The sequence below is a fragment of the Mycobacterium sp. 050128 genome, from assembly GCF_036409155.1.
GTDB lineage: Bacteria > Actinomycetota > Actinomycetes > Mycobacteriales > Mycobacteriaceae > Mycobacterium.
The window spans coordinates 670,445-694,063 of record NZ_JAZGLW010000001.1 but is presented as its reverse complement, the minus strand read 5'-3'; the positions used below and the strand labels follow the sequence as shown (position 1 = coordinate 694,063).

At 67.2% G+C, this 23,619-nt stretch carries 23 protein-coding genes and 1 tRNA gene; 14 read left to right on the top strand and 10 right to left on the bottom strand.

Annotated elements, in window-relative coordinates; translation table 11 throughout:
- Window positions 1–4 precede the first annotated feature (4 nt).
- The gene (locus SKC41_RS03345) at window positions 5–943 is read right to left on the bottom strand and encodes an aldo/keto reductase (RefSeq protein ID WP_330976309.1); all 939 of its coding nucleotides are present in this window, start codon (window positions 941–943) and stop codon (window positions 5–7) included.
- A gap of 83 nt (window positions 944–1,026) precedes the next feature.
- Between SKC41_RS03345 and SKC41_RS03340 the strand changes: the two genes are divergently transcribed.
- Entirely contained in the window at window positions 1,027–1,575 is a 549-nt protein-coding gene (locus tag SKC41_RS03340; RefSeq protein ID WP_330976308.1) for a TetR/AcrR family transcriptional regulator, read from the top strand.
- An 84-nt stretch (window positions 1,576–1,659) separates the two neighbouring features.
- Here the strand turns inward: SKC41_RS03340 and fadD8 are convergent, their stop codons facing one another.
- Window positions 1,660–3,261 (bottom strand): fatty-acid--CoA ligase FadD8, encoded by a 1,602-nt coding sequence (gene fadD8 / locus SKC41_RS03335; RefSeq protein ID WP_330976307.1) that lies wholly within the window; start codon window positions 3,259–3,261, stop codon window positions 1,660–1,662.
- A 77-nt stretch (window positions 3,262–3,338) separates the two neighbouring features.
- Between fadD8 and SKC41_RS03330 the strand changes: the two genes are divergently transcribed.
- The 7 genes from SKC41_RS03330 to SKC41_RS03300 all read left to right on the top strand — a co-directional run bounded on the left by SKC41_RS03330 (window position 3,339) and on the right by SKC41_RS03300 (window position 11,034).
- A complete protein-coding gene (locus SKC41_RS03330) occupies window positions 3,339–4,943 on the top strand; it encodes an amidohydrolase (protein WP_330976306.1) in 1,605 nt (534 codons plus the stop codon).
- 50 nt (window positions 4,944–4,993) lie between these two features.
- Window positions 4,994–5,911: an o-succinylbenzoate synthase gene (locus tag SKC41_RS03325; RefSeq protein WP_442931657.1), complete on the top strand. Its 918-nt coding sequence runs from the start codon at window positions 4,994–4,996 to the stop codon at window positions 5,909–5,911.
- Window positions 5,908–6,690, top strand: coding sequence for an alpha/beta fold hydrolase (locus tag SKC41_RS03320; RefSeq protein ID WP_330976304.1), 783 nt, complete (start codon window positions 5,908–5,910; stop codon window positions 6,688–6,690). Before SKC41_RS03325 ends, SKC41_RS03320 begins: the two co-directional genes overlap by 4 nt.
- Before the next feature lie 123 nt (window positions 6,691–6,813).
- Window positions 6,814–8,463, top strand: coding sequence for a 2-succinyl-5-enolpyruvyl-6-hydroxy-3-cyclohexene-1-carboxylic-acid synthase (gene menD, locus SKC41_RS03315; RefSeq protein WP_330976303.1), 1,650 nt, complete (start codon window positions 6,814–6,816; stop codon window positions 8,461–8,463).
- Entirely contained in the window at window positions 8,460–8,984 is a 525-nt protein-coding gene (locus SKC41_RS03310) for a DUF3592 domain-containing protein (protein ID WP_330976302.1), read from the top strand. The genes menD and SKC41_RS03310 overlap by 4 nt, the downstream gene beginning before the upstream one ends.
- Before the next feature lie 77 nt (window positions 8,985–9,061).
- Entirely contained in the window at window positions 9,062–10,222 is a 1,161-nt protein-coding gene (locus tag SKC41_RS03305; protein WP_330976301.1) for a glycosyltransferase family 4 protein, read from the top strand.
- A 119-nt stretch (window positions 10,223–10,341) separates the two neighbouring features.
- Window positions 10,342–11,034: a demethylmenaquinone methyltransferase gene (locus SKC41_RS03300; RefSeq protein ID WP_330976300.1), complete on the top strand. Its 693-nt coding sequence runs from the start codon at window positions 10,342–10,344 to the stop codon at window positions 11,032–11,034.
- 3 nt (window positions 11,035–11,037) lie between these two features.
- Here the strand turns inward: SKC41_RS03300 and SKC41_RS03295 are convergent, their stop codons facing one another.
- The 3 genes from SKC41_RS03295 to menJ form a co-directional block, all read right to left on the bottom strand.
- Complete coding sequence (locus SKC41_RS03295; RefSeq protein ID WP_330976299.1) at window positions 11,038–11,457, bottom strand: DUF732 domain-containing protein; 420 nt, start codon at window positions 11,455–11,457, stop codon at window positions 11,038–11,040.
- 42 nt (window positions 11,458–11,499) lie between these two features.
- Window positions 11,500–12,189 carry a class I SAM-dependent methyltransferase gene (locus SKC41_RS03290; RefSeq protein ID WP_330976298.1) on the bottom strand — a complete coding sequence of 230 codons (690 nt, stop codon included), beginning with the start codon at window positions 12,187–12,189 and terminating at the stop codon, window positions 11,500–11,502.
- Between the two features lie 84 nt (window positions 12,190–12,273).
- A complete protein-coding gene (menJ, locus tag SKC41_RS03285; RefSeq protein WP_330976297.1) occupies window positions 12,274–13,506 on the bottom strand; it encodes a menaquinone reductase in 1,233 nt (410 codons plus the stop codon).
- A 51-nt stretch (window positions 13,507–13,557) separates the two neighbouring features.
- Between menJ and grcC1 the strand changes: the two genes are divergently transcribed.
- From grcC1 to SKC41_RS03270, 3 genes are all read left to right on the top strand, one after another.
- Window positions 13,558–14,565: a nonaprenyl/(2E,6E)-farnesyl/geranylgeranyl diphosphat synthase gene (grcC1, locus tag SKC41_RS03280; RefSeq protein WP_330978735.1), complete on the top strand. Its 1,008-nt coding sequence runs from the start codon at window positions 13,558–13,560 to the stop codon at window positions 14,563–14,565.
- A 95-nt stretch (window positions 14,566–14,660) separates the two neighbouring features.
- Window positions 14,661–15,521, top strand: a complete 861-nt coding sequence (htpX, locus tag SKC41_RS03275) for a zinc metalloprotease HtpX (protein ID WP_330976296.1) — start codon at window positions 14,661–14,663, stop codon at window positions 15,519–15,521.
- A 272-nt stretch (window positions 15,522–15,793) separates the two neighbouring features.
- Window positions 15,794–16,144, top strand: a complete 351-nt coding sequence (locus SKC41_RS03270; protein WP_330976295.1) for a type II toxin-antitoxin system HicB family antitoxin — start codon at window positions 15,794–15,796, stop codon at window positions 16,142–16,144.
- Here SKC41_RS03270 and SKC41_RS03265 read toward each other — a convergent pair.
- A complete protein-coding gene (locus tag SKC41_RS03265) occupies window positions 16,141–17,166 on the bottom strand; it encodes an NAD(P)H-dependent glycerol-3-phosphate dehydrogenase (RefSeq protein WP_330976294.1) in 1,026 nt (341 codons plus the stop codon). The two genes, SKC41_RS03270 and SKC41_RS03265, sit on opposite strands and share 4 nt — an antisense overlap.
- Window positions 17,167–17,349: 183 nt before the next feature.
- Between SKC41_RS03265 and SKC41_RS03260 the strand changes: the two genes are divergently transcribed.
- On the top strand, window positions 17,350–18,801 hold the full coding sequence (locus tag SKC41_RS03260) for a trypsin-like peptidase domain-containing protein (RefSeq protein WP_330976293.1): 1,452 nt from the start codon (window positions 17,350–17,352) through the stop codon (window positions 18,799–18,801).
- Window positions 18,802–18,828: 27 nt separating this feature from the next.
- Here SKC41_RS03260 and SKC41_RS03255 read toward each other — a convergent pair whose 3' ends face one another.
- From SKC41_RS03255 to SKC41_RS03240, 4 genes are all read right to left on the bottom strand, one after another.
- Complete coding sequence (locus SKC41_RS03255; RefSeq protein ID WP_330976292.1) at window positions 18,829–20,340, bottom strand: flavin-containing monooxygenase; 1,512 nt, start codon at window positions 20,338–20,340, stop codon at window positions 18,829–18,831.
- Between the two features lie 84 nt (window positions 20,341–20,424).
- The gene (locus SKC41_RS03250; protein ID WP_330976291.1) at window positions 20,425–21,039 is read right to left on the bottom strand and encodes an RES family NAD+ phosphorylase; all 615 of its coding nucleotides are present in this window, start codon (window positions 21,037–21,039) and stop codon (window positions 20,425–20,427) included.
- Entirely contained in the window at window positions 21,036–21,545 is a 510-nt protein-coding gene (locus SKC41_RS03245; RefSeq protein ID WP_330976290.1) for a hypothetical protein, read from the bottom strand. The genes SKC41_RS03250 and SKC41_RS03245 overlap by 4 nt, the downstream gene beginning before the upstream one ends.
- A 53-nt stretch (window positions 21,546–21,598) precedes the next feature.
- The gene (locus SKC41_RS03240; RefSeq protein ID WP_330976289.1) at window positions 21,599–22,090 is read right to left on the bottom strand and encodes a YajQ family cyclic di-GMP-binding protein; all 492 of its coding nucleotides are present in this window, start codon (window positions 22,088–22,090) and stop codon (window positions 21,599–21,601) included.
- Between the two features lie 69 nt (window positions 22,091–22,159).
- Between SKC41_RS03240 and SKC41_RS03235 the strand changes: the two genes are divergently transcribed.
- Together SKC41_RS03235 and SKC41_RS03230 are read left to right on the top strand one after the other, a co-directional pair.
- Window positions 22,160–22,245, top strand: a tRNA-Tyr gene (locus SKC41_RS03235).
- A gap of 65 nt (window positions 22,246–22,310) precedes the next feature.
- Window positions 22,311–23,585 carry a tyrosine-type recombinase/integrase gene (locus SKC41_RS03230; protein ID WP_330976288.1) on the top strand — a complete coding sequence of 425 codons (1,275 nt, stop codon included), beginning with the start codon at window positions 22,311–22,313 and terminating at the stop codon, window positions 23,583–23,585.
- The last annotated feature ends 34 nt before the right edge of the window (window positions 23,586–23,619 follow it).

Sequence of the window (23,619 nt, the reverse complement as noted above, 5' to 3'; positions counted from 1 at the left end):
GTAGTCAGCTCTGCGTCGCCTCCAAGAAGGGTTCGACACCGTGCGCCCACGGGTCCGTCCCCGGGGTGGTGATGGCGTCCAGCGCAGCGATCGCCTCGCCGCTCAGCGCGACGTCAGCCGCGCCGATGTTCTCCTCGAGATGGTCGATCGAGCGCGTCCCCGGAATCAGCAGCGTGGTCGGCGCGTGCGCCAGCAACCACGCCAAGCCGACCTGGGATGGTGTCGCGCCGATTTCGCCGGCGATGTCGATCACGACGGGGTTGTCGGCGACCTTGGGATAGCCCGGAAATGACGACCCGAGGGGGATGTACGGCACCCAGGCGATGCCCTCGGCCGTGCAGGCGTCGATCATCTCCTCCTGCGAGCGGTCGAGCAGGCTGTAGGCGTTCTGCACGCAGACGATGTTCGCCGGCAAGGCCCGGCGCAGCACGTCGAGCGGCACACTGCTGACGCCGATTGCCCCGATCTTGCCTTCGTCGCGCAGCTTGATCATCTCAGCCAGCTGGTCGTCGAGGTCGACGATTTGGTCGCCCTCGGCGGCCACGCCCGGGCCAAGGTCCATCCGCCGCAAATTGACCACCGGAATGCAGTCCAGGCCCAGCTGACTCAGATCGTCTTCGACGGCCGCGCGAAGTTCAGCGGGCTGCTGGGCGGCGGCTAGCGGCGTCGGGTCGTCGCCGGTCCACCTCGCCCCGACCTTGCTGACAATGACGAGGTCTTCGGGGTAGGGGGCCAGCGCCGCGCGGATGCGGCGATTCACCTCGCCGGGGCCGTAGAACGACGCGGTGTCGATGTGGTTGACGCCCAGTTCGACGGCGCGACGCAGCACCGCCGCGGCGTCGTCGGGCGAGGTCTCGAACAGCTGCATGGCGCCGTACCCGACGCGGGCGACCGCCGCCGCGCCGATACTGCCCAAGCCGCCGGGCTGTGGTTTGTCCGTCATGGTGCTCCTTATCCCGTGAGACACTGGAGAATGCGGAGGCCCCTCCGCTTGATCGAGAGTAGCAGAAACGGAGGAGCCTCCGCTTGGCTGGCAGTACCCGGTCCGACGCGCGCCGAAATCGCGAAAAGCTCCTCGAGGTGGCGACCGCGGCGTTTGCCACCGCCGATGGGCGCGCGGTATCGCTGGAGTCGATCGCGCGCGCCGCCGGCGTCGGAATCGGCACGCTGTACCGGCATTTCCCCAGCCGGGAGGCGCTCGTCGAGGCGATTTTCCGCGCCGAGCTCGCCGAGGTGGCCGCGGCGGCCGAGCAGCTGCTGGACAGGCATCCGCCCAAGACCGCGCTGCGGCGCTGGATGGACCGCTACGCCGGCTTCGTGGCCGCCAAGCGTGGCATGGCGGAGTCGCTGCACGCGATGTTCGACTCCGGTGTCGTGCAGCGCAGCCAGACCTACGACAGCGTCGTCGGTGCCGTCGAGAGGTTGTTGCGGGCCGGAGCCGACGACGGCAGCCTGCGCGCCGACGTCCGGGCCGATGACGTGGTGTCCAGCCTCATCGGAATCTTTCTGGCCACCGGCTCACCGGAGCAGACCGGCCGCATGCTCGACCTGCTGGTCGCCGGCATCGCCACGTAGGCCCGCTCTGTCGACCGCCAGCGCCCGGCCAGCCGGGCGCTGGGACACGAACGCCCGGCCGGCCGGGCGCTCGAGCCGGCCGACTTAGCCCACCGAGCGGGCGGCGCCTTCCCAGAACCGCGCGCGCACGGCCTTCTTGTCCGGCTTGCCCAGCCCGGTCAACGGCAGCGCGTCGACGATTTCGATCCGCTTGGGCGACTGCACCGAGCCCTTGCGCTCCTTGACCGCGGCCTGGATCTCGGCCGTCATCGCCTCGATCGCGGCCTCGTGGGTCGGTGCATCGGCGCGCAGCACCACCACCGCGGTGACGGCCTCGCCCCACTTGTCATCCGGCGCCCCGACCACACACACCTGCGCGATGGACGGATGCTCGGCGATCACGTCCTCGACCTCGCGTGGGAAGACGTTGAAACCGCCGGTGACGATCATGTCCTTGACCCTGTCGACGATGAAGTAGAAGCCGTCCTCGTCCTCGCGGGCCATGTCGCCGGTGTGCAGCCAGCCGTCTTTAAAAGTCTTCGCCGTCTCTTCGGGTAAATGCCAGTAGCCACCCGCCAGCAGCGGTCCGCTGACGCAGATCTCGCCCGGCTCGCCCTGCGGCACCGGCTTGCCGTCCTCGCCCAACAGCGCAACCCGGGCGAACAGCGTCGGGCGTCCGCACGACGTCAGCCGCTTCTCGTCGTGCTCGGACTTGGCCAGATAGGTGATCACCATCGGCGCCTCGGACTGGCCGTAGTACTGCGCGAATATCGGGCCGAACCGCCGGATCGCCTCGGCCAGCCTCACCGGGTTCATCGCCGAGGCGCCGTAGTAGACGGTTTCCAGCGAGGACAGGTCCCGGGTCTGCGAATCCGGGTGGTCCATCAGTGCGTAGAGCATCGAGGGCACCAGCATGGTGGCCGTAATCTTTTGTTCTTCAATGGTTTTGAGCACCTCGGCCGGGTCGAACTTGCTCAGCACCACCATCTCGCCGCCCTTGACCACGGTCGGCGTGAAGAACGCCGCCCCGGCGTGCGACAGCGGCGTGCACATCAAGAACCGCGGGTTCTCCGGCCACTCCCATTCGGAGAGCTGGATCTGGGTCATGGTGGCGATGTTTCCGGTGGTGCCCAGCACGCCCTTGGGCTTGCCGGTGGTGCCGCCGGTGTAGGCCATGCCGCCAATGTGGTCGGGCGGCAGCTCGGCGACCACCAGCGGCTTGGGCTGGTACTTGGCCGCCTCGGCCGACAGGTCCACGGCCACCCCGGCCAGCGCCTCGGGAACCGGGCCGATCGTCAGGATCTGTTTGAGCGAGTCGACCTTTTCCAGCAGGCCCAGTGCGCGCTCCACGAACGCCGGGTTGGGGTCCACGATCAGCGAGCTGGCACCGCAGTCCGACAGCACGTAGGCGTGGTCGTCCAGCGAGCCGAGCGGATGGAGCGCGGTACGCCGGTAGCCCTGGGTCTGGCTGGCGCCGAGGATCATCAGCACCTCGGGGCGGTTCAGTGCCAGCAGCCCCACCGTGACACCGGTGCCGGCGCCAAGCGCCTCGAACGCCTGGGTGTACTGGCTGATCCGCTCGGCCAGTTCGCCACCGGTCAGCGTGGTGTCGCCGAGGAACAGCACCGGCCGGTTCTTGTGGCGCTTGAGCGCGCCCACCAGCAGATGGCCGTTATGGGTCGGATGGCGCAACAAATCGTCACTCATGGGGCAAGACTAGAACGTGTTACAATTCTTGTCTGCCGCCCCCTCGGCAGGCGTCGGCAGCACTAGGCTTTCTGCCCATGGCGCAGGCAGATCTCGTCGTTACCGGAACCATCCTTACCGTCGATGACGCCAGGCCCACCGCCGAGGCGCTCGCCATCGCCGATGGCCGCATCGTCGCCGTCGGCAGCCGCTCCGAGGTCGCCGAGTTCATCGGCGCCGACACCCAGACCGTCGACGTCGGCGACGGCTGCGTGCTACCGGGATTCATTGAGGCACACGGTCATCCGCTCATGGAGGCCGTCGCGCTGTCGGACCGGATCGTCGACATCCGACCGGTCACCATCCCCGGCCCCGACGACGTCATCGCGGCGATTCGTCGCGAGGTCGCGCAGCGCGGATCAACGGGCGCCTACCTGAACGGCTGGGACGCGCTGCTGCAGACCGGCCTGCCGGACCCGACGCTGGCGTGGCTGGACGACATCGCGCCCGACGGCCCACTGGTGATCATTCACAACTCCGGGCACAAGGCCTACTTCAACTCGCACGCCGCCCAACTCAACGGCCTGAGCCGCGACACCCCGGACCCCAAGGGCGCCAAGTACGGGCGCGACGCCGACGGCGAGCTGGACGGCACGGCCGAGGAGATCGGCGCGGTGTTCCCGCTGCTCGGCGGCGCCATCTCGGGCGACAGCTACCCGGCGATGCTGCTGGCCGAGTGCGCCCGGCTCAACCGGGCCGGGCTGACCACCTGTTCGGAGATGGCGTTCGATCCGAACTTCGGGCCGATGGTGGCGCAGTTGCACGACCGGCTGACGGTGCGGCTGCGTACCTACGAGGTCTCCAACGCGCAGATGGCCACCGCCGCGGTCCCCGGCCAGGGCGACGACATGCTGCGCCAGGTGGGCATCAAGATCTGGGTGGACGGTTCGCCGTGGATCGGCAATATCGCGCTGTCCTTTCCCTACCTGGACACCGAGGCCACCCGCTCCATCGGTATCCCGCCCGGTTCGTGTGGCTGCGCCAACTACACCGCCGAGCAGCTGCGTGAGATCGTCGGCGCGTACTTTCCGCTGGGCTGGCAGATGGCCTGCCATGTGCAGGGCGACGCCGGCGTGGACACCATCCTCGACGTCTACGAAGAGGCGCTGCGCGCCCATCCGCGCGACGACCACCGGCTGCGCCTCGAGCACGTCGGGGCCATCCGGCCCGAGCAGCTGCAGCGCGCCGCCGACCTCGGCGTGACCTGCAGCATCTTCGTCGACCAGATCCACTACTGGGGCGACGTGATCGTCGACGGGTTGTTCGGCGAGGAGCGCGGATCCCGTTGGATGCCGGCAGGATCCGCCGTGGCCACCGGCATGCGGATCTCGTTGCACAACGACCCGCCCGTCACGCCGGAGGAGCCGCTGCGCAACATCAGCGTGGCCGTGACGAGGACGGCGCCCAGCGGCCGGGTGCTGGGCCCCGAGGAGCGGCTGACCGTCGACCAGGCGATCCGCGCCCAGACCATCGACGCGGCCTGGCAGCTGTTCGCCGACGACGACATCGGCTCGCTCGAGGTCGGCAAGTACGCGGACCTGGTGGTGCTGTCGGCCGATCCACGCACGGTGCCGCCCGAGCAGATCGCCGATCTCGAGGTGCGGGCGACGTATCTGGCGGGCCGCCAGGTCTACAGCCGGTGAGGCCGGCTTTGGGCGATCTGCTGGATCGCCTGCATGTGGTGGCGCTGCCGATGCGAGTGCGGTTTCGCGGCATCACCACCCGCGAGGTCGCGCTGATCGAGGGACCGGCGGGGTGGGGCGAGTTCGGCGCCTTCCTGGAATACGGGCCGGCCGAGGCGACGGCGTGGCTGGCCTCGGGCATCGAGGGCGCCTACCGGGCGCCGCCGCCGGTGCACCGCGACCGCATCCCGATCAACGCCACCGTGCCGGCCGTGGCCGCGGCTGAAGTGCCGGATGTGCTGGCCCGCTTTCCCGGCGCCGAAACGGCCAAGGTGAAGGTCGCCGAGCCGGGTCAGACGCTGGTTGACGACGTCGCCCGGGTCAACGCGGTGCGCGAACTGGTCCCGATGGTGCGGGTGGACGCCAACGGCGGCTGGACGGTCGACGAGGCGATGCTGGCCGCGGCCGTGCTGACCGTCCACGGCCCGCTGGAATACCTCGAACAACCCTGCGCCACCGTCGACGAACTTGCCGAGCTGCGGCGGCGGATCGACGTGCCGATCGCCGCCGACGAGAGCATCCGCAAGGCCGACGACCCGCTGGCGGTGGTCCGCGCCGGCGCCGCGGACATCGCGGTCCTCAAAGTCGCTCCGCTGGGCGGGATTTCGGCCCTGCTGGACATTGCCGCCCAGATCGACATCCCGGTCGTGGTGTCCAGCGCGCTGGACTCGGCGGTCGGCATCGCCGCCGGCCTGCGCGCCGCGGCGGCATTACCGCGACTGTCGCACGCTTGCGGGCTGGGCACCGGCGGGCTGTTCCTGGAAGACGTCGCCGCTCCCGCCGCGGTCGTCGACGGCCACCTGGCCGTCGGGCCTGTTGCACCCGACCCGGAGCGGCTGAGCGCGCTGCGGGCATCGCCCGAGCGTCGGCAGTGGTGGATCGACCGGGTCAAGGCCTGCCATCGGCTCCTTGTACCGTCGATCGAGTGATCAACCTGGCGTATGACGACCGAGGCAGCGGTGAGCCCGTGGTCTTCATCTCGGGCAGCGGCGGCCCCGGACGCACCTGGTTACCGCATCAGGTCCCGGCCTTCACGTCCGCGGGTTATCGCGTGATCACCTTCGACAATCGCGGGATCGGCGCCACCGAAAACGCCGAGGGGTTCACGACGGAGACCATGGTCAACGACACCGCGACCCTGATCGAGTCCCTGGGTGCGGCCCCGGCGCGCATCGTCGGGGTGTCGATGGGCGCGTTCATCGCCCAAGAGCTGATGGTGGCGCGCCCCGAGCTGGTGACCGCCGCGGTGCTGATGGCCACCCGCGGCCGCCTGGACCGCGCCCGTCAGGGCTTCCATGAGGGCGAGCAGGAGCTCTACGCGTCCAGCACCGTACTACCGCCCGCTTACGAGGCGAAAGTCCGTGTGCTGGAGAACTTTTCGCGTAAAACGATCAATGACGACGTGCTGGTCGCCGACTGGATCACCATGTTCCGGGCCTGGCCGGTCAAGCGCACCCCCGGGTTGCGCACTCAGCTGAGCGTGTCCCCGCAGACCAGCCGGCTCGCGGCGTACCGCGGCATCAACACCCCGGTGCTGGTGATGGGATTCGCCGACGATGTCATCACTCCGCCGCACTTGGGGCGCGAAGTCGCTGACGCCTTGCCCAACGGCCGCTACGTGCAGATCCCCGACGCGGGCCATCTCGGGTTCTTGGAGCGGCCCGAGGCGGTGAACAGCGTGGCGCTGAAGTTCTTCACCGAGGTCTGATTGCCCGCTTCCTCCTCCCGTCGCTGTGCGTCGGGCATCGTCAGCGCGTTGGTTTGATTGCCCGCTTCCTCCTCCCGTCGCTGCGCGTCGGGCATCGTCAGCGCGCTGTGACACCCTGTAGGAGTGAATCCTTCGACGACACAGGCTCGCGTCGTCGTTGACGAGCTGATCCGCGGCGGCGTCCGCGACGTGGTGTTATGCCCCGGCTCGCGCAACGCCCCGCTGGCGTTCGCGCTGCACGACGCCGATCGCTCCGGTCGCCTCCGGCTGCATGTGCGCATCGACGAACGCACCGCCGGCTATCTGGCCATCGGGTTGGCGATCGCGGCGGGCGCGCCGGTCTGCGTGGCGATGACCTCGGGCACCGCGGTCGCCAATCTCGGTCCGGCCGTCGTCGAGGCGAACTACGCGCGGGTGCCGCTGATCGTGCTGTCGGCCAACCGGCCCTACGAATTGCTGGGCACCGGGGCCAACCAGACGATGGAGCAGCTGGGCTACTTCGGCACCCAGGTTCGCGCCGCGATCAGCCTGGGCCTGGCCGAGGACGCGCCGGAGCGACTGGATTCGCTCAATGCGACCTGGCGGTCGGCCACCTGCCGGGTATTGGCGGCGGCCACCGGTTCTCGCACCGCCAATGCCGGGCCCGTGCAGTTCGACATCCCGCTGCGCGAGCCGCTGGTGCCGGATCCGGAGCCGCACGGCGCGGTGACGCCGCCGGGCCGGCCCGACGGCAGGCCGTGGACCTACACGCCGCCGGTCACCTTCGACCAGCCGCTGGAAATCGATCTGTCGCCGGACACCGTCGTCATCGCCGGCCATGGCGCCGGCGTGCAGCCCGCCCTCGCGCAGCTGCCGACCGTGGCCGAACCGACCGCGCCGGCGGCGGCCAATCCGTTGCACCCGCTGGCCCTGGCGCTGCTGCGCCCGAAGCAGGTGATCATGCTCGGCCGACCGACACTGCATCGCCCGGTCTCGTCGCTGCTGGCCGACCCGAAGGTGCCGGTGTACGCGCTGACCACCGGACCGCGCTGGCCGGACGTCTCGGGTAACTCGCAGGCCACCGGAACCCGGGCGGTGACCACGGGGACACCCAACCCGGCGTGGCTGGACCGCTGCTCGGAGATGAACCGGCACGCCGTCGCGGCGGTGCGCGGCCAGCTCGCGGCGCATCCATTGACCACCGGACTGCACGTCGCCGCCGCCGTGGCGGATGCGCTGCGACCGGGCGATCAGCTCGTGCTCGGGGCGTCCAACCCGGTCCGTGACGCCGCGCTGGTGGGGTTCGACACGACCGGCATCCGGGTCCGGTCCAATCGCGGCGTCGCCGGCATCGACGGCACCGTGTCCACCGCGATCGGTGCGGCACTCGCGCACGAACGCAACGGCACGACCGAGAACCCGGCCCGTACCGTCGCCTTGATCGGCGACCTGACGTTCGTCCACGACAGCTCCGGGCTGCTGATCGGTCCGACCGAGCCGACGCCGCGCCATCTGACCATCGTGGTGTCCAACGACAACGGCGGCGGCATCTTCGAATTGCTGGAGCAGGGCGACTCGAGGTTCTCGGACGTGTCCTCGCGGATCTTCGGCACCCCGCACGATGTGGACGTCGGAGCGCTATGCCGCGCCTACCACGTCGAATGCCGTCAGGTCGAGCTCGACGGACTGGACGCGGCGCTCAATGAATCCGGCGCCGGGATGCGGGTGCTGGAGGTCAAGGCGGACCGGTCGTCGCTGCGCGGACTCCATGCCGCCATCAAGGCTGCCTTGTGAAGTCACCAAAAGCATTGCTGCGCAGTCTGATCCACGGTCGCAGCGATGAGCCGCCGGGCACGCCGGCGCGGATTGCGTTGCGGCTGGCCCGGATCGCGGTGCTGGTCATCGCCGGGCTGGTGACGCTGCAGTCGGTGTTGCTGGTAGCCGGCGCCTGGCGCAATGACCTCGCGATCCGGCACAACATGGGTGTGGCGCAGGCGGAGGTGCTCAGTGCGGGGCCGCGCCGGTCGACAATCGAATTCGTCACACCTGAGCGAGTCACCTACCGGCCCGAGCTCGGCGTGTTATACCCGTCCGAATTAGCCACGGGTATGCGGATATACGTCGAATACAACAAGAGCGACCCGAACCTGGTGCGAGTCCAGCACCGCAACGCCGGGCTGGCGATAATCCCGGCAGGGTCGATCGCGGTCGTCAGTTGGCTCGTCGCCCTGGTTGTGCTGTTAGGCCTCGCGCTGATAGACAAGCGATTGGACCGGCGCGACACGGCCGAAAGTGCGGGTAGCAAAGACGCATAACGCTTTATGCGGCAAATTTCGCGCCCCGTATGCCAGTCGGCAACCTCAGAGACAGGCAGTGCTGACAGTATGTCCTCGTGCGCGTTGCGATCGTCGCAGAATCCTTTCTGCCACATGTCAACGGTGTCAGTAATTCAGTAATCCGCGTACTAGAGCATTTGCGCCGAACGGGCCATGAAGCTCTGGTGATCGCCCCCGACACCCCGCCCGGTGAACCTCCCGCCGAGCGCATTCACGACGGCATCCGGGTACACCGGGTGCCGTCGCGGATGTTCCCGAAGGTCACCACGTTGCCGCTTGGTGTGCCCCGGCCGCGACTGCTCAAGGTGCTGCGCGGATTCCAGCCCGATGTGATGCATCTCGCATCGCCGGCGCTGCTGGGCTACGGCGGCGTGCGAGCAGCGCGCTACCTCGGCGTGCCGACGGTCGCCGTCTATCAAACCGACGTACCGGGTTTCGCCGAGAGCTACGGCATCGGGATCACGACCCGCGCGGCGTGGGCGTGGTTCCGCCACCTGCACCGCCTCGCCGACCGCACGTTGGCTCCTTCCACGGCGACGATGGAATCGCTTGTCGCCCATCGAATCCCGCGGGTCCATCACTGGGCGCGCGGTGTCGACATCATGGGATACGCGCCGTCGGCGCGCGACGAGGCATTACGGCAGCACTGGTCGCCCGAAGGCAAGCCGATCGTCGGATTCGTGGGCCGGTTGGCGCCGGAGAAGCATGTGGAACGCCTCGCCGGCCTTGCCGCCGCCGGTGACGTGCAGGTCGTCATCGTCGGAGACGGCGTCGACCAGCAAAAGCTCCAATCGGCAATGCCCACAGCGCGATTCACCGGCGCCATGTACGGCGCCGAGCTCGCCGCGGCGTACGCGAGCATGGACGTTTTCGTCCACACCGGTGAGCACGAGACGTTCTGCCAAGTCGTGCAGGAGGCGCTGGCGTCCGGGTTGCCGGTGATCGCGCCCGACGCGGGGGGACCGCGTGACCTCGTCACCCCGTGGCGCACCGGACTGCTCTTGGGAGTCCACGAATTCGAGCAGCGGCTACCCGAAGCGGTGGGACATCTGCTGGCCGAGCGGCCGCGCTATTCGCAAGCCGCGCGCAAGAGCGTCCTGGCCCGCACCTGGCCCGCCATCTGTGACGAGTTGCTCGGGCACTACACGGCCGTGCAATCCCCCATCGCCAGGGCGCGCGCCCGCAACGCGCAACGCAAACTCGCGCAAGGCGAGTGACGCTGCGCCGCTAGCCCTGCGCTGGTTCGGCGACCGGCTGCCACCGCTCCAACGATGTCACGCGCTGATCGGCGCACCTTTGCCGAGCGGCGCGAACTGGGCCGGGTAGCGTCTTCGTCGTGAGTCGTGCGGCCTTGGACAAGAACCCCCGGGAGGTCGCGTCGATGTTCGACGGCGTCGCCCGACGCTATGACCTGACCAACACCGTGTTGTCGCTGGGGCAGGACCGGTATTGGCGACGGGCGACCCGCTCGGCGCTGCGGATCGGACCCGGCCACAAGGTGCTCGACCTCGCGGCGGGCACCGCGGTGTCCACGGTGGAACTGGCGAAATCCGGAGCCTGGTGTGTGGCGGCCGACTTCTCGGTCGGGATGCTCGCCGCGGGCGGTGCGCGCAAGCTGCCGAAGGTCGCCGGCGACGCCACCAAGCTGCCGTTCGCCGACGGCGTATTCGACGCCGTCACAATCAGTTTCGGTTTGCGCAACGTCGTCGACCCGCTGGCGGGGCTGCGGGAGATGGCCCGGGTCACCCGGCCCGGTGGACGCCTGCTGGTGTGCGAATTCTCCACACCCACCAACGCGCTGTTCGCCACCGTCTACAAGGAATATCTGATGCGGACGCTGCCACGGGTAGCGCAGGCGGTGTCCAGCAACCCCGACGCCTATGTGTATCTCGCGGAGTCGATCAGGGCCTGGCCCGATCAAGCCGCACTGGCAGAGCAGATGGCACAAGCGGGATGGTCGGGCGTGCGGTGGCGCAACCTGACCGGCGGAATCGTGGCGCTACATGCGGGGCATAAGCCCCTGCGCTGACGACTAGTTCGGGTGTTGGCCCGCGGCCTGGACGACGCCCACCTGGTCCGGGCAGTAGTGATCGACGGCCGCGCCGAGGAACTGGAACGCCTGTCCCTGGCTAGTACCCCGCGGCAGGTTGTGCTGGATGAAGTTGGCCGACTGGTACGCGTCGTGGTCCACGCCCCTGCCCAGCCGATCGCAGGCGATCTTGCCCAACCACGCGAGCTGGTCCTGCGGCTGGTAGATGCCGAAGCCGTTGACGGTTTGCTTGAATGGGGCGTCGTAGTCGCTGGGCGGCGACGGCGTCCGCAGCGGCGTCGGAGCCGGAGGCGGCAGCGGCGGTGTCGTTGGGTCGGCCATTGCCGGCGCTCCCAGCGATGCGCCCAGCGAAATTGCGGCCGCCGCCGCGGCGACGCTTGCAAGCAGCTTGGTACCCCTCATTAGCCGGACTATACACCGCGATAACGACTGGTTCACGGCCGATCAGCCAAGATGGGCGGTCAGCAGCCAGCCGCCGACCGACTTCAGACCGGTGGGCTCGTCGCGAATGTCGACGATGCCGGGCATCCCGACCGAGCCGCTCGGCAGCTGGGCGTGCAAACGGGCCGGCCTGATCTCGTCGACGACCCAATACTTGGACACGGCGTCGCGAAGTTCGTCGGCGGTCACCGCATTGATCGGGCCTTCGGGCACCGCGGCCTTGTCGAAGACCAGGGCGAAGTAGGAGGCGCCCGGCGCCGCGGCGCGGCTGATCGACTGCTGGTAGCCCTCGCGCGCCTCGACCGGGATGGAGTGGAACAAGGTGCTGTCGACGATGGTGCCGAACCGACCTTCCGATCCGGGTGGGTATCCGGTGAACGCGCTGATGTCGGCGACCTCGAAGGTGGCATTGGTCAGTCCCCGTCGCGCGGCCTCGCGGCGGGCCAGGTCGATCGCCGTGGGCGACATGTCGAGGCCCACCGTGTTGTGGCCCCGTTCGGCCAGCGTCAGCGAGATGGCGGCCTCGCCACAACCCACGTCGAGGACGTCGCCGTGGAACTTGCCCTGCTCGATCAGGGCGGCCAGCTCGGGTTGTGGGACGCCGATGCTCCAGGGCGGACGCACTCCCGCACCTAACGTGGTGGATTCGCCGCGGTAGACCGTTTCGAACTCGAAATCAGTTGGCTGAGTCATGCCTCCAGATATATCAATCGTACTGATACATGTCAACGAAGTTGATATTGCGCGCAGCGTTGGATGGCGGGCACAAAAGTTGGTTCAGCTGAACGGCGTTCGACGATCGATGAGTCGCGAGAGCCGGCCGCCGCCGCGCCAGGCCCGGGCTACCCAGTCGGCGTCGTCGTCGGTGACCAGGTTGGCCATCACCCGCACGGCGATCGTCATCAGCGTGGTCGAGCGCATCGCGATGGGGCCGGTGGCGGGCAGGAACCGCTGGAAGGTCAGCAGCAGCGCCAGCCGGCGCGCGACCGAGAATCCGCGGCCGTAGTGGTCGGACAACAGCGCCGGCCACACCTTCGACATATCGCTGGAGTCCAGCAACTCAGCGGCCAGCCGCCCGGTCTCCAGGCCGTAGTCGATGCCTTCGCCGTTCAACGGGTTGACGCAGGCCGCGGCATCGCCGATCAGCACCCAGTTCGGTCCGGCCACTCCGGAAACGGCACCACCCATCGGCAACAGCGCCGACGAGATCGCCCGCGGTTCACCGCTAAAGCCCCACTCGTCGCGGCGCAGGTCGGTGTAGTAGGAGATCAGCGGGCGCAGTGACAGGTCGGCCGGCCGCTTCGACGTCGACAGTGCTCCGACGCCGATGTTCACCTCGCCGTTGCCCAGCGGGAAGATCCAGCCATACCCCGGCAGCACGGCGCCGTCTGGGGAGCGGAGCTCGAGATGCGATGTCAGCCAGGGGTCCTCGCTGCGCGGGGTGGTCAGATACCCGCGGGCCGCGACGCCGTACACCGTCTCTTGATGCCAGCGCCGGCCTAGCTTGCGGCCGAGTGGGGAGCGGGCCCCGTCGGCGACGATCAGCTGACGGCAGCCCACCTCGGTGCCGTCGGCCAAGATCAGCGAGGTCACCTTTCGTGACGAGTCATGATGTGCACCAACGGCTTTAGCGCCGAGCAGCATGCGTGCCCCGGACTCCTCGGCGACCTTGCGAATTCGGTCGTCGAGCTCGAGGCGGGCCACAGCGCTACCGGTCGACGGGAACGACGGGCCGGGCCAATCCACTTCGACCTCGCCGCCGAACCCGCTCATCCGCAGGCCCCGGTGCCGGATGCGGGTGTCCAGCCAGGCGCCGAGGCCCAGGTTTTCCAGTTCGGCAACCGCGCGTGGAGTCAGCCCGTCGCCGCACGGCTTGTCGCGGGGGAAGCTGGCGGAGTCGACGACGAGGACGTCGCGGCCGGCGCGAGCGGCCCAGGCGGCGGCCGCCGAACCGGCGGGCCCGGCGCCCACGACCACCACGTCGGCCCCCGTACCAAGCCTGGTCTCCACGCCCACCAGTATGTTGGTCGCGTGAGTACTCCGGCGAATATGGGTGGTCGGGTGAAGACTCCTGCGACGGTGGTGGCAGGCATTGATTTTGGCGACGCCGCGTTCGCCACGACGGTGCGCGACGGCGTTTCGAAGATCGAGCAGCTCATGGACGTCGAGTTGCGCAGCGCCGATGAGATCATGACCGATTCGTTGACCCATCTGTTCAAGGCCGGCGGCAAGCGATTCCGGCCGTTGTTCACCGTGCTGTCGGCGCAGATCGGGCCGAACCCGGATGCGCCGGAGGTAACGATCGCCGGCGCCGTCATCGAGCTGGTGCATCTGGCCACGCTGTACCACGACGACGTGATGGACGAGGCCGAAGTGCGCCGCGGCGCTCAGACCGCCAATCTGCGCTGGAGCAACAACGTCGCGATCCTGGCCGGCGACTACCTGTTCGCGACCGCATCGCGGCTGGTATCGCGGCTGGGGCCCGACGCGGTGCGGCTGATCGCCGAAACGTTCGCTCAGCTGGTCACCGGGCAGATGCGGGAGACCCGCGGGGTGGCCGAAGGGGCGGATACGATCGAGCACTACCTGAAGGTGGTGTACGAGAAGACGGCCTGCCTGATCGCCGCGGCCGGCCAATTCGGCGCGATGTTTTCTGGGGCCGACGACGAGCAGGTCGCCCGGCTGAGCCGGCTCGGCGGCATCGTGGGCACCGCGTTTCAGATCTCCGACGACATCATCGACATCGACAGCGACTCGCATGAGTCGGGCAAGCTGCCCGGGACCGACATCCGCGAGGGCGTGCACACCCTGCCGATGGTCTACGCGCTGCGACAACCCGGGCCGGACGGCGACCGACTGCGCGAGCTGCTGTCCGGTCCCGTCGAGGACGACGACGCGGTGGCCGAGGCGCTGCGGCTATTGCGGGCGTCGCCGGGCATGGCCCAGGCCAAGGAATTTCTGGCGCAGTACGCCGCGAAAGCCCATCATGAGCTGGGGCTTTTGCCCGACGTCGCCGGCCGGCGCGCGCTGCAGACGCTGGTCGACTACACGATCAGCCGGCACGGCTAGCGGGTCATGGAACCCGGAAGGTCGTCCGGGGCGTTCAATTGACGGTAGTCACGCGATGAGCGAGTTCGCCCATGTCTTCTCAAGGAGGACAACCGATGACCTGGCATCCCCATGCCAACAAGCTAAAGACCTTCCTGCTGTTGGCCGGTATGTCCGCGATGATCGTGTTCGTGGGCTCGCTGTTCGGCAGGACGGCGATGTTCCTCGCGCTGATGTTCGCCATCGGCATGAACCTGTACACGTACTACAACAGCGACAAGCTGGCGCTGCGCGCGATGCACGCCCAGCCGGTTTCCGAACTTCAGGCTCCGGTGATTTATCGGATCGTGCGCGAGCTGGCCACCGCCGCACACCAGCCGATGCCCCGGCTGTACATCAGCGACACCAACGCTCCCAATGCCTTCGCGACCGGACGCAATCCGCGCAACGCCGCGGTGTGCTGCACCACCGGCATTCTGGACATCCTCAACGAGCGTGAGCTGCGCGCCGTGCTGGGCCACGAGCTCTCGCACGTCTACAACCGCGACATCCTGATCTCCTGTGTGGCCGGCGCGCTGGCGGGCGTGATCACCGCCCTGGCCAACATGGCCATGTGGGCCGGCCTGTTCGGTGGCAACCGCGATGGCGAGAATCCCTTTGCACTGCTGCTGGTTTCGCTGCTGGGCCCGATCGCAGCGACGGTGGTCAAGCTGGCCGTCTCGCGATCCCGCGAGTACCAGGCCGACGAGTCCGGCGCGGTGTTGACCGGCGACCCGCTGGCCTTGGCGTCGGCCTTGCGCAAGATTTCCGGCGGTGTGCAGGCGGCCCCGTTGCCGCCCGAGCCGCAGCTGGCCAGCCAGGCCCATTTGATGATCGCCAACCCGTTCCGCACCGGTGAGCGCATCGGCGCGATGTTCTCGACGCACCCGCCCATCGAAGATCGCATCCGCCGGCTGGAAGCGATGGCGCGCGGGTAGTCGGCACGCTGTCACGGCCGGAGCTGTCCGGGCCATGCGTGCTTTCGTAATTGCGATATCGCATGCGCTGTCGCGTTTGAAAACAGCCGCATGGTCCGCGGTGCCCGGCACGCTGGCACGGCCGGAGCTGCTCGGACCATGCGTGCTTTCGCAATTGCGATATCGCATGCGCTATCGCGTTTGAAAACAGCCGCATGGTCCTCAGCGCCCGTCCACAGCTCCCCCCGGGCGTGACTGTCGAAATCGATAGCGCCTGTGCTACCAGTTCGTGGGTGAACCACTACACCTACCGGGTGGAATGGTCGCCCGATTACCACGAGTACATCGGCGTCTGTCTTGAGCTGCCGTTCCTGCATGAACGCGCCGCAACCGCGCACGACGCGCTGACTGCGATCACGGCGACCGTCGATCAAAGGCTTGCCGAAATGCAGGGGTTCGAGCCACCGCCGCCCCTGGGCGAGCGCTCGTACAGCGGCACCTTCGTGGTCAGGACATCGCGGGCACTGCACGCACGCCTTGCCCGCGAGGCCGTCGAGCAACGCGTTTCGATGAACCAGTGGGTGGTGCAAAAGCTAAGCGGCCGCGAATTGCCCAGCGCCATAGGGCTTTTCGGCTTCGATTAGAAACCGGAGCCGTGCACCTCGTGCCCGGGCACCTCGGCGATCAAGCCGCTGTAGGCCTGCTCGACCGTCGAGCCGTGGTTGATGACGCCGTCGACTTCGCGGGCGATCGGCATGCTCAGGCCGCAATCGTTGGCGAACTCCATGATCACGCTGGCGGCCTTCACGCCCTCGGCGACCTGGTTCATCGACGTAATGATCTCGTCGAGGGGCTTGCCCGCGCCGAGTTGTTCACCGACGTGGCGGTTGCGGCTGCGCTGGCTGGTGCAGGTGACGATCAGATCACCCAGGCCGGCCAGCCCGGGGAAGGTGTCGGGATCCCCGCCCAGTGCCACGCCCAGCTTCGTCATCTCGCGCAGGGCCCGGGCGATCACCAGCGCGCGGGTGTTCTCGCCGATGCCCAGCGAGTAGCCCATCCCAACGGCGATCGCATAGACGTTCTTCAGCGCACCCGCCATCTCGACGCCGACGACGTCGTCGCTGGTGTACACGCGGAACCGCCGGGTGCGGAACAGCCCCGACAGTCGGGTCGCCAGATGCTGGTCGGGCATCGCCAGCACCGCCGCGGCCGCATAACCCTCACCCACCTCGCGCGCGATGTTCGGTCCGGCCAGGATGCCCGCCGGATGACCCGGCAGCACCTCCTCGATGATCTGCGACATCCGCATATTGGTGCCCTGCTCCAGCCCCTTGACCAACGACACCACCGGAACCCAGGGCCGCAGTTCCTTACTCAGTTCGGTCAGCACGCCGCGGAAGCCGTGCGAGGGCACGCCCATCACCAGAACGTCGGCACAGTTGGCGGCCTCGGCGAAATCGGTAGTGGCCCGCAGCGTCTCGCTGAGGATCACGTCGTTACCGAGGTAGCGCGTGTTGCGGTGGTGTTCGTTGATGTCATTGGCGGTCTCCTCGGAGCGCACCCACTGCAGCGTCGGTCCTCGGCGCGCGCAAATGGACGCCACGGTGGTTCCCCAGGAACCACCGCCAAGGACAACGACTTTGGGTTCGCGCATCTCGGCTGCCATGAAGCTCAGCGTATTGCCGAAACCTCACATTTAGTAGCAGTTCACTCGGAGTGTGGGTCGGCGCCGAGCTGCGGCCGTCGGATGAAGTCAAAACCAACGACCTCCGAGCATGGGACTTCGGTCCCTACCCGACGGCGCCCCGGCACCGGATCGTCAAGGTCATCGCATCATCGAGGAGGAATCATGTCCCGACGAGCGGACTTGGCGAAACGACGGTTCGTATCTCGCGGCAGCCGGGCGTTCGCGGCTGCTTTGGTGGTGCTGGCCGGATCGCCGGGCGTCGCCGTCGCCGATGGCGACCGGCCCCAGGTCAACCCCGAGGAGAGGGCGGCGGCGCTGATCCGGCCCGCCGTGGTCTATCTCGCCGTCGAAACCTTCGGCCAGGTGCGGCTGCCCGACGGGCAGATGTTGTCTCCATTCGGCGGCGGCTTGAGCCTGCCCTTCGATGCGACATGGTCCTGCACCGGTTTCGTCGTTAATCCCGACGGCTGGATCGCTACCGCAGGCCACTGTGTTGATCCAGAGACGGCGAAGGATTTCATCGCCAAGGGCGCTGCGGACGCCTACATCGAACAGTTTCCGGACTCGCCCACCGGGAAGGACCCGGTCGCAACCGCGGAATGGCTGCGCAAGAACGCGCGGATCGAGGGGAAGAGCCCCGACCGGGGTCCCGAGGTCGGCCTCACGGTGCTCTACGGCGCGGGGACCAAGCTCACCGGGAAGCTGCCCGCCAACGTGGTGGATTTCCGGCCTCTCAGCAAGGGTGACGTCGCGCTGTTGAAAGTGGAACAGCACAACATGCCGTCATCCGAGCTGGCCGGCGACGGTGACGTCAGCATCGGCACACCGGTTCTCGCGGTGGGTTTCCCGGAGGCAACCCAGCGGGTTACCGGTCCCTCGTTGGATCCAACGAACAAGAGCGGCAAGGTGAACAAGAAGTCGACGATCCACACCATGCCGGAGTATGAGATCGACGCCGCCGTTTCCGAAGGCATGAGCGGCGGCCCGACGATCGCTCTGGACGGCAATGTGATCGGCGTGAACAGCTTCGCCCCCGTCGGCGAACCGCAAGCGTTCAACTTCATCACGCCGGTGGATCGTCTTTCGGTGATGCTGGCCGGCAAGGCGGTGAAGCCGGAGCTCGGTCCCGCCGACGTGTACTACCGCAAAGGGCTCAGCAACTACTACTCCGGCCGCTACAGCGACGCGATCAAGAACTTCGACCAGGCTACGGCGTTGTCACCCGATTATCCCGGGCTGGCCGATCTGAAGACGAGTGCGGTGAATCTGCGCCAGCAATACGGTGACGTATCGGTGTTCCACAGCTCAAACCTGTTGTGGTACCTCGTCAGCGGGATCCTGATGATGCTCGTCGTCGGAGGCTGGGTCGTATTCATGGTGCTCAAGAGCCGCCGGCAGCGTCGTACGGAAGCCGCTGTGCCGGGCATGCCGGAGATTGTCGGCAGGCATGAACGCGTCGATAGTCCGGAGGCCGAACCTCACTCGGCTGCGGCGGAGCCGCACTACTGCGCCAATTGTGGAGCGCAGCACCACCCTGCCGAGAAGTTCTGTCCCAACTGTGGCAAGCACATCGAACTCTTGCAACCCGAGTCGGAAACCGGCCAATTATCCTGACGCCCAGACCTTTTGGGGCGAGCGGAGCTAACCCGCTACGGGCGCCCGGTCGGTGACGCGGCCGAATTCCATCGACTCCTCGATCCGGTCGAACCGGTAGTCGAGGGCGTCGGCGAGGTAGTTCTGCCGCACATTCCACGGCCGCTTAGTACCCGACTTGGGTAACTGATGCGCGGAACGCTGCACGTAACCGGCATTGATATCCCAGGACGGCTTCTCGGTCATCGGCTCGTTGCCCAGGTGCGGATAGGCGTGCGTGTAGCCATGAGACGCCATGTGCGCCAGCAGTTTTGCGGTGGCACGGGCGGTGATGTCGGCCCGCAGCGTCCACGACGCGTTGGTGTAGCCAACACACCAGAACAGGTTCGGCACGTCCTCGAGCATGTGCGCCTTGTAGACGAAACGCTCACGGTGATCGACCTTTTCGCCATCCAGGCTGATGGTGGCCCCGCCCAGCGCCTGCAGTTGCAGGCCGGTGGCGGTGACGATGATGTCGGCGTCGAGATGCGCACCGGACTTCAGCGCGATGCCGGTGGCATCGAAGTGGTCGATCTGATCGGTCACCACCTCGGCGCGGCCCTCGGTGATCGCGTGGTACAGGTCCGCGTCGGGGATCATGCACATCCGCTGGTCCCACGGGTTGTACCGCGGTTTGAAGTGGACGTCTACCTGGTACCCGTCGGGCAGATTGTCCACCGCCTGACGCCGCAACAACCGCTTGATCAAACCAGGCAACTTGCGGGACAAGAAGAAGAACACGGCCTCGGTCAGGGCGGTGTACATCCGGATCACGATGTGAGATGCCTTGCGGGGCAACAGAGCACGAATGACAGCATCGATCGTTCGATATTTCGTTGCAGAGACCAGATAGGTCGGCGAGCGCTGCAGCATGGTCACTTTTGCGGCCCGCTCCGACAGCGAGGGGAGCAGGGTGACCGCGGTGGCACCGCTACCGATCACCACGATCTTCTTGCCGTCGTAATCGAGGTCCTCGGGCCAGCGCTGGGGATGGATGACGGTGCCGCCGAACCGCTCGATGTCGGGGAACTCCGGGGTGTAGCCCTCGTCGTAGTTGTAGTAGCCGGAGGCGAAGAACACGAACCGGCTGCGGTAAATCGTGGTGGAGTCGCCTTGGTCGACGGTGATCGTCCAGGTGTCGGTGGACGAATCCCAATCCGCGGAACGAACATGGCTGTTGAACTGGATGTGGCGATCGATACCGTACTTGTGTGCGGTGGCCGCCAGGTATTCGCGGATGTGCACGCCGTCGGCGACGCCTTCCTTCCGGGTCCAGGGCTCGAAGGGGAACGACAGCGTGAAGATGCTGCTGTCCGAGCGCACTCCCGGATACCGGAACAGATCCCACGTACCGCCGATCTGCTCGCGGCGCTCCAAAATCGCGTACGTCATGTGGGGGTTGCGCTCGGCGATCCGGTACGCCGCATCAATGCCGGAGATCCCGGCCCCGATGATGACGACGTCGAAGTAGCCGGCCTTGGCCGGTGGGCGGCCGGTGGCTTCCTGGGGAGTCACGGTCATCGTGAACCTCGCTTGCAGTGTGGGACTCGTCACTACATTAGGCACCGGCTGGTCCGTGGAGCTAGCAGGCCGGAGCTGTGCGCGTCACGACGGCTCCATCAGCACGTCGACGTGCAGCGGCGCGCATCGATCGATCAGCCAGAGTTGGTCGGCCGCGCTGGCGAAGATGCGCGCGTGCGAGGGGTCCTGGCTGAACCCCCGCGGGCACCTGTCGCCGAAGAAGACGTATGCCTTGGTGTCGTTGCATTGCCGCGACATCCACGCCAGCCCGTCCAACCCGGCGTCGTGGGCGGCCTGCGCCCAGCGCACCGTGGTGGCGTAGGTCGAGGCCGGGCTGGACGTGAGGTCACCCGCGGTGACCTTGAGCCGGCGCAGCCCGGTGCCGTGCAGTACGGCGAGGCGCAACTCTTGCTCGACTTTGAGCCGGACGAGCACTTTGGTCGCGTATTGGTCGTACGGGAGCAGACCGCCGTCGGCCGGAATATCGTGCAGCAACGTCTCGGCGATCGCCGCGTCTTCGGTGTCCGCCGCGTACATGATCGGCACCGCCGGCTTGCCGAAGAAGCCGAACCGGGTCCGCGCACCGAAACCGGGGTTGAAGTCGGTGGCGGTTCGGGTGGCCGACAGGACCCGGTAGAGCAGGTGGCCCTCCGGCAGCGTGGCGGTGGCCGGGTCGAACGGGTCCGGCGGACGTCTCACCACGAAACGTTCAGCGCCTCCCCGGCGACCGCCACGACGCGATCCGGATCCGTCGCTAGGTGGTCGACGGGCCGGTCTCCGTTCAGATAGGTGGTGGGGGAGCAGAGCCACTGCACCAGGCCCGCCTCCGACCAGCCACTGTCGTCGGCCACCGCGAGCAGGCGTCCGATCACTGGCAACGGCTTGCCGTCCGGCCCGAACTGGAAGCCGGGGTAGGCGAGGTAATTGCCTTGGCGGACCGCGAGCAGCGTCTTGTTGCGGCGCGCGGTGGTGGCCAGGTTGCGTGGCGCGCTCGACCGCGACCCCATCCGCTTGCCCGCTTCGGTGCTGGTCAGCATCCCGAACTCGGCCTCGATGCGGGCATACAGGTTCAGTTCGGCCTGCACGGCCCGCGCGACGGCGGGCTCGGTGTACCCGGTGACCGACGACAGGGCGACGCCCACGGCGTGGGCGCTCTCGCGCAGCCGCCGGTGGGCGGCGTCCAACTCGGCGACCGTGGGGGTCATGACCAGCTCCTAGGTGCGGTTCGTGCAGTCCAGTTTACTGCACGATTCGAACGCTAGCGGTAGTTGACGAACTGCAGTGCCACGTCCAGGTCGGCGCCGCGCAGCAGCGCTTGGACGGCCTGCAAGTCGTCGCGCTTCTTGCTGCTGACCCGAATCTCGTCGCCCTGGATCTGGGTCTTGACGCCCTTGGGTCCGTCGTCGCGGATCAGCTTGGTGATCTTTTTGGCGTTCTCGCTGTCGATGCCCTGCTTGAGGGTGCCGGTGACCTTGAAGGTCTTGCCGGAGGCCTGCGGCTCGCCGGCGTCGAAGGCCTTCATCGAGATGTCGCGGCGAATCAGCTTCTCCTTGAACACGTCGATGGCGGCCTTGATGCGCTCCTCGGTGGAGGAGGTCAGCTCGACGCCCTCGTCGCCCTTCCAGGCGATCGTGGTGTCGGTGCCGCGGAAGTCGAAGCGGGTGGCCAACTCCTTGGCCGCCTGGTTGAGCGCGTTGTCGACCTCTTGCCGATCGAACTTGCTGACGATGTCGAACGATGAGTCCGCCATGCGAACGCCCTTCCTCGTTGCTCCTAGCCGTTTGTGAATTGTCTACCCGCTCGTTGTACCCTGCTAGGCGGCAGGTTGCCCGAGCGGCCAATGGGAGCGGACTGTAAATCCGTCGGCTTACGCCTACACTGGTTCGAATCCAGTACCTGCCACCAGCGTAAGTGTCTGAACTGCCCGAAAGGGCCGTCTCAGACTGTATGCAGAACGTAAACTCGGTTCCGTGGCGATCACGCGGACACCGGGCACGGGTGGGGTCATCGACCTCTGGAAGAACAACGACGGCACGCCTTCGAAGCTTGCGACCGGGCGATGGGCCGATGGCCAGGGGAAGCCTCAGGGAGTGGGGAAGCGGTGGCGCGGTTGGTATGTCGGCGACGACCGCAAGTCGCACACGAGGCGATTTCGCACTGAGGCCGAGGCCGAGGCATGGTCGAACGCCGAGCGCGGCAAGGTCGTCACCAACCAGTGGATAAGCCCCGATGTTGGTCGCAGCACCTTCAGCACTGCGGCAGAGGAATGGCTGAAGACGAAGGGTCACCGCAAGCCAAAGACCCTTGCCGGGTACAGAAGCATTCTGGACACCATCGTCTTGCCGAAATGGGGCGATTCGGAGATGAAAGCGATCTCCTACGGTGAGCTATCCTCCTGGTTCGCCAGCCTGAGCGTGAGCGGTTCCCAGGCTTGCACCGGCCTGTCGGCCAGCCGGATCATTCAGACTCACCAACTAATGGGCGCTGTCTACAAGCATGCGGTGAGGGCTGGCCTGGCATCCAGGAATGTAATTGCCGACATCGACCGCCGTCACGACCTTCCTACAGAGCACGCGAGGGAGATCAAGTACCTGACCCACGCCCAACTACAGGGGTTGGCCGAGCGCACAGAACGATTCGCGGTGCTAACGCTGATCCTCGGTTACTGCGGTATCCGCTTCGGAGAAGCCGCCGCATTGCGTAGGGGGAGCGTTAAGGACGCCAAGCTGACTATCAGGGAGTCGGCGACCCGCGTCACCGGCCAGGGCATGGTGACCACTAGGACCAAGACGGGGCACATTCGTGACGTGGCTGTGCCGCCACCGGTGTGGGAGCGATTGATTGCTGAGCTACCTGCCGACCAAGAGGATCTAGTGTTCCCCGGCAATAACGGGGGCACGCTCACATTGGGTCAGTATCGCGGACCTTTCGACAGGGCAGTGAAGGCCATGCAAGACCAGGCCGACGAGCAGCGCCAGCATGAGCTAGAAGCAGGGGCTTTGGACGAGCACGGTCAGCCGCTCACGCCGAAGTTTCCCGCCATCTCCCCGCACGCCCTCCGCCACACTGCAGCCAGCTTGTTTATCTCGACTGGCGCAAACATCAAAGTGGTGCAACGACAACTCGGTCACGCCACGGCATCAATGACGCTGGATCGCTACGGCCACCTCTATCACGACGACTTGTCCGCCGCCGCGAAAGCCTTGGGGGACGCCATGGCGGCAGCGAAGCAGACAGCCGCCTAACACGCCACTTCAGCGCCTCGACGTCGATGCTCGG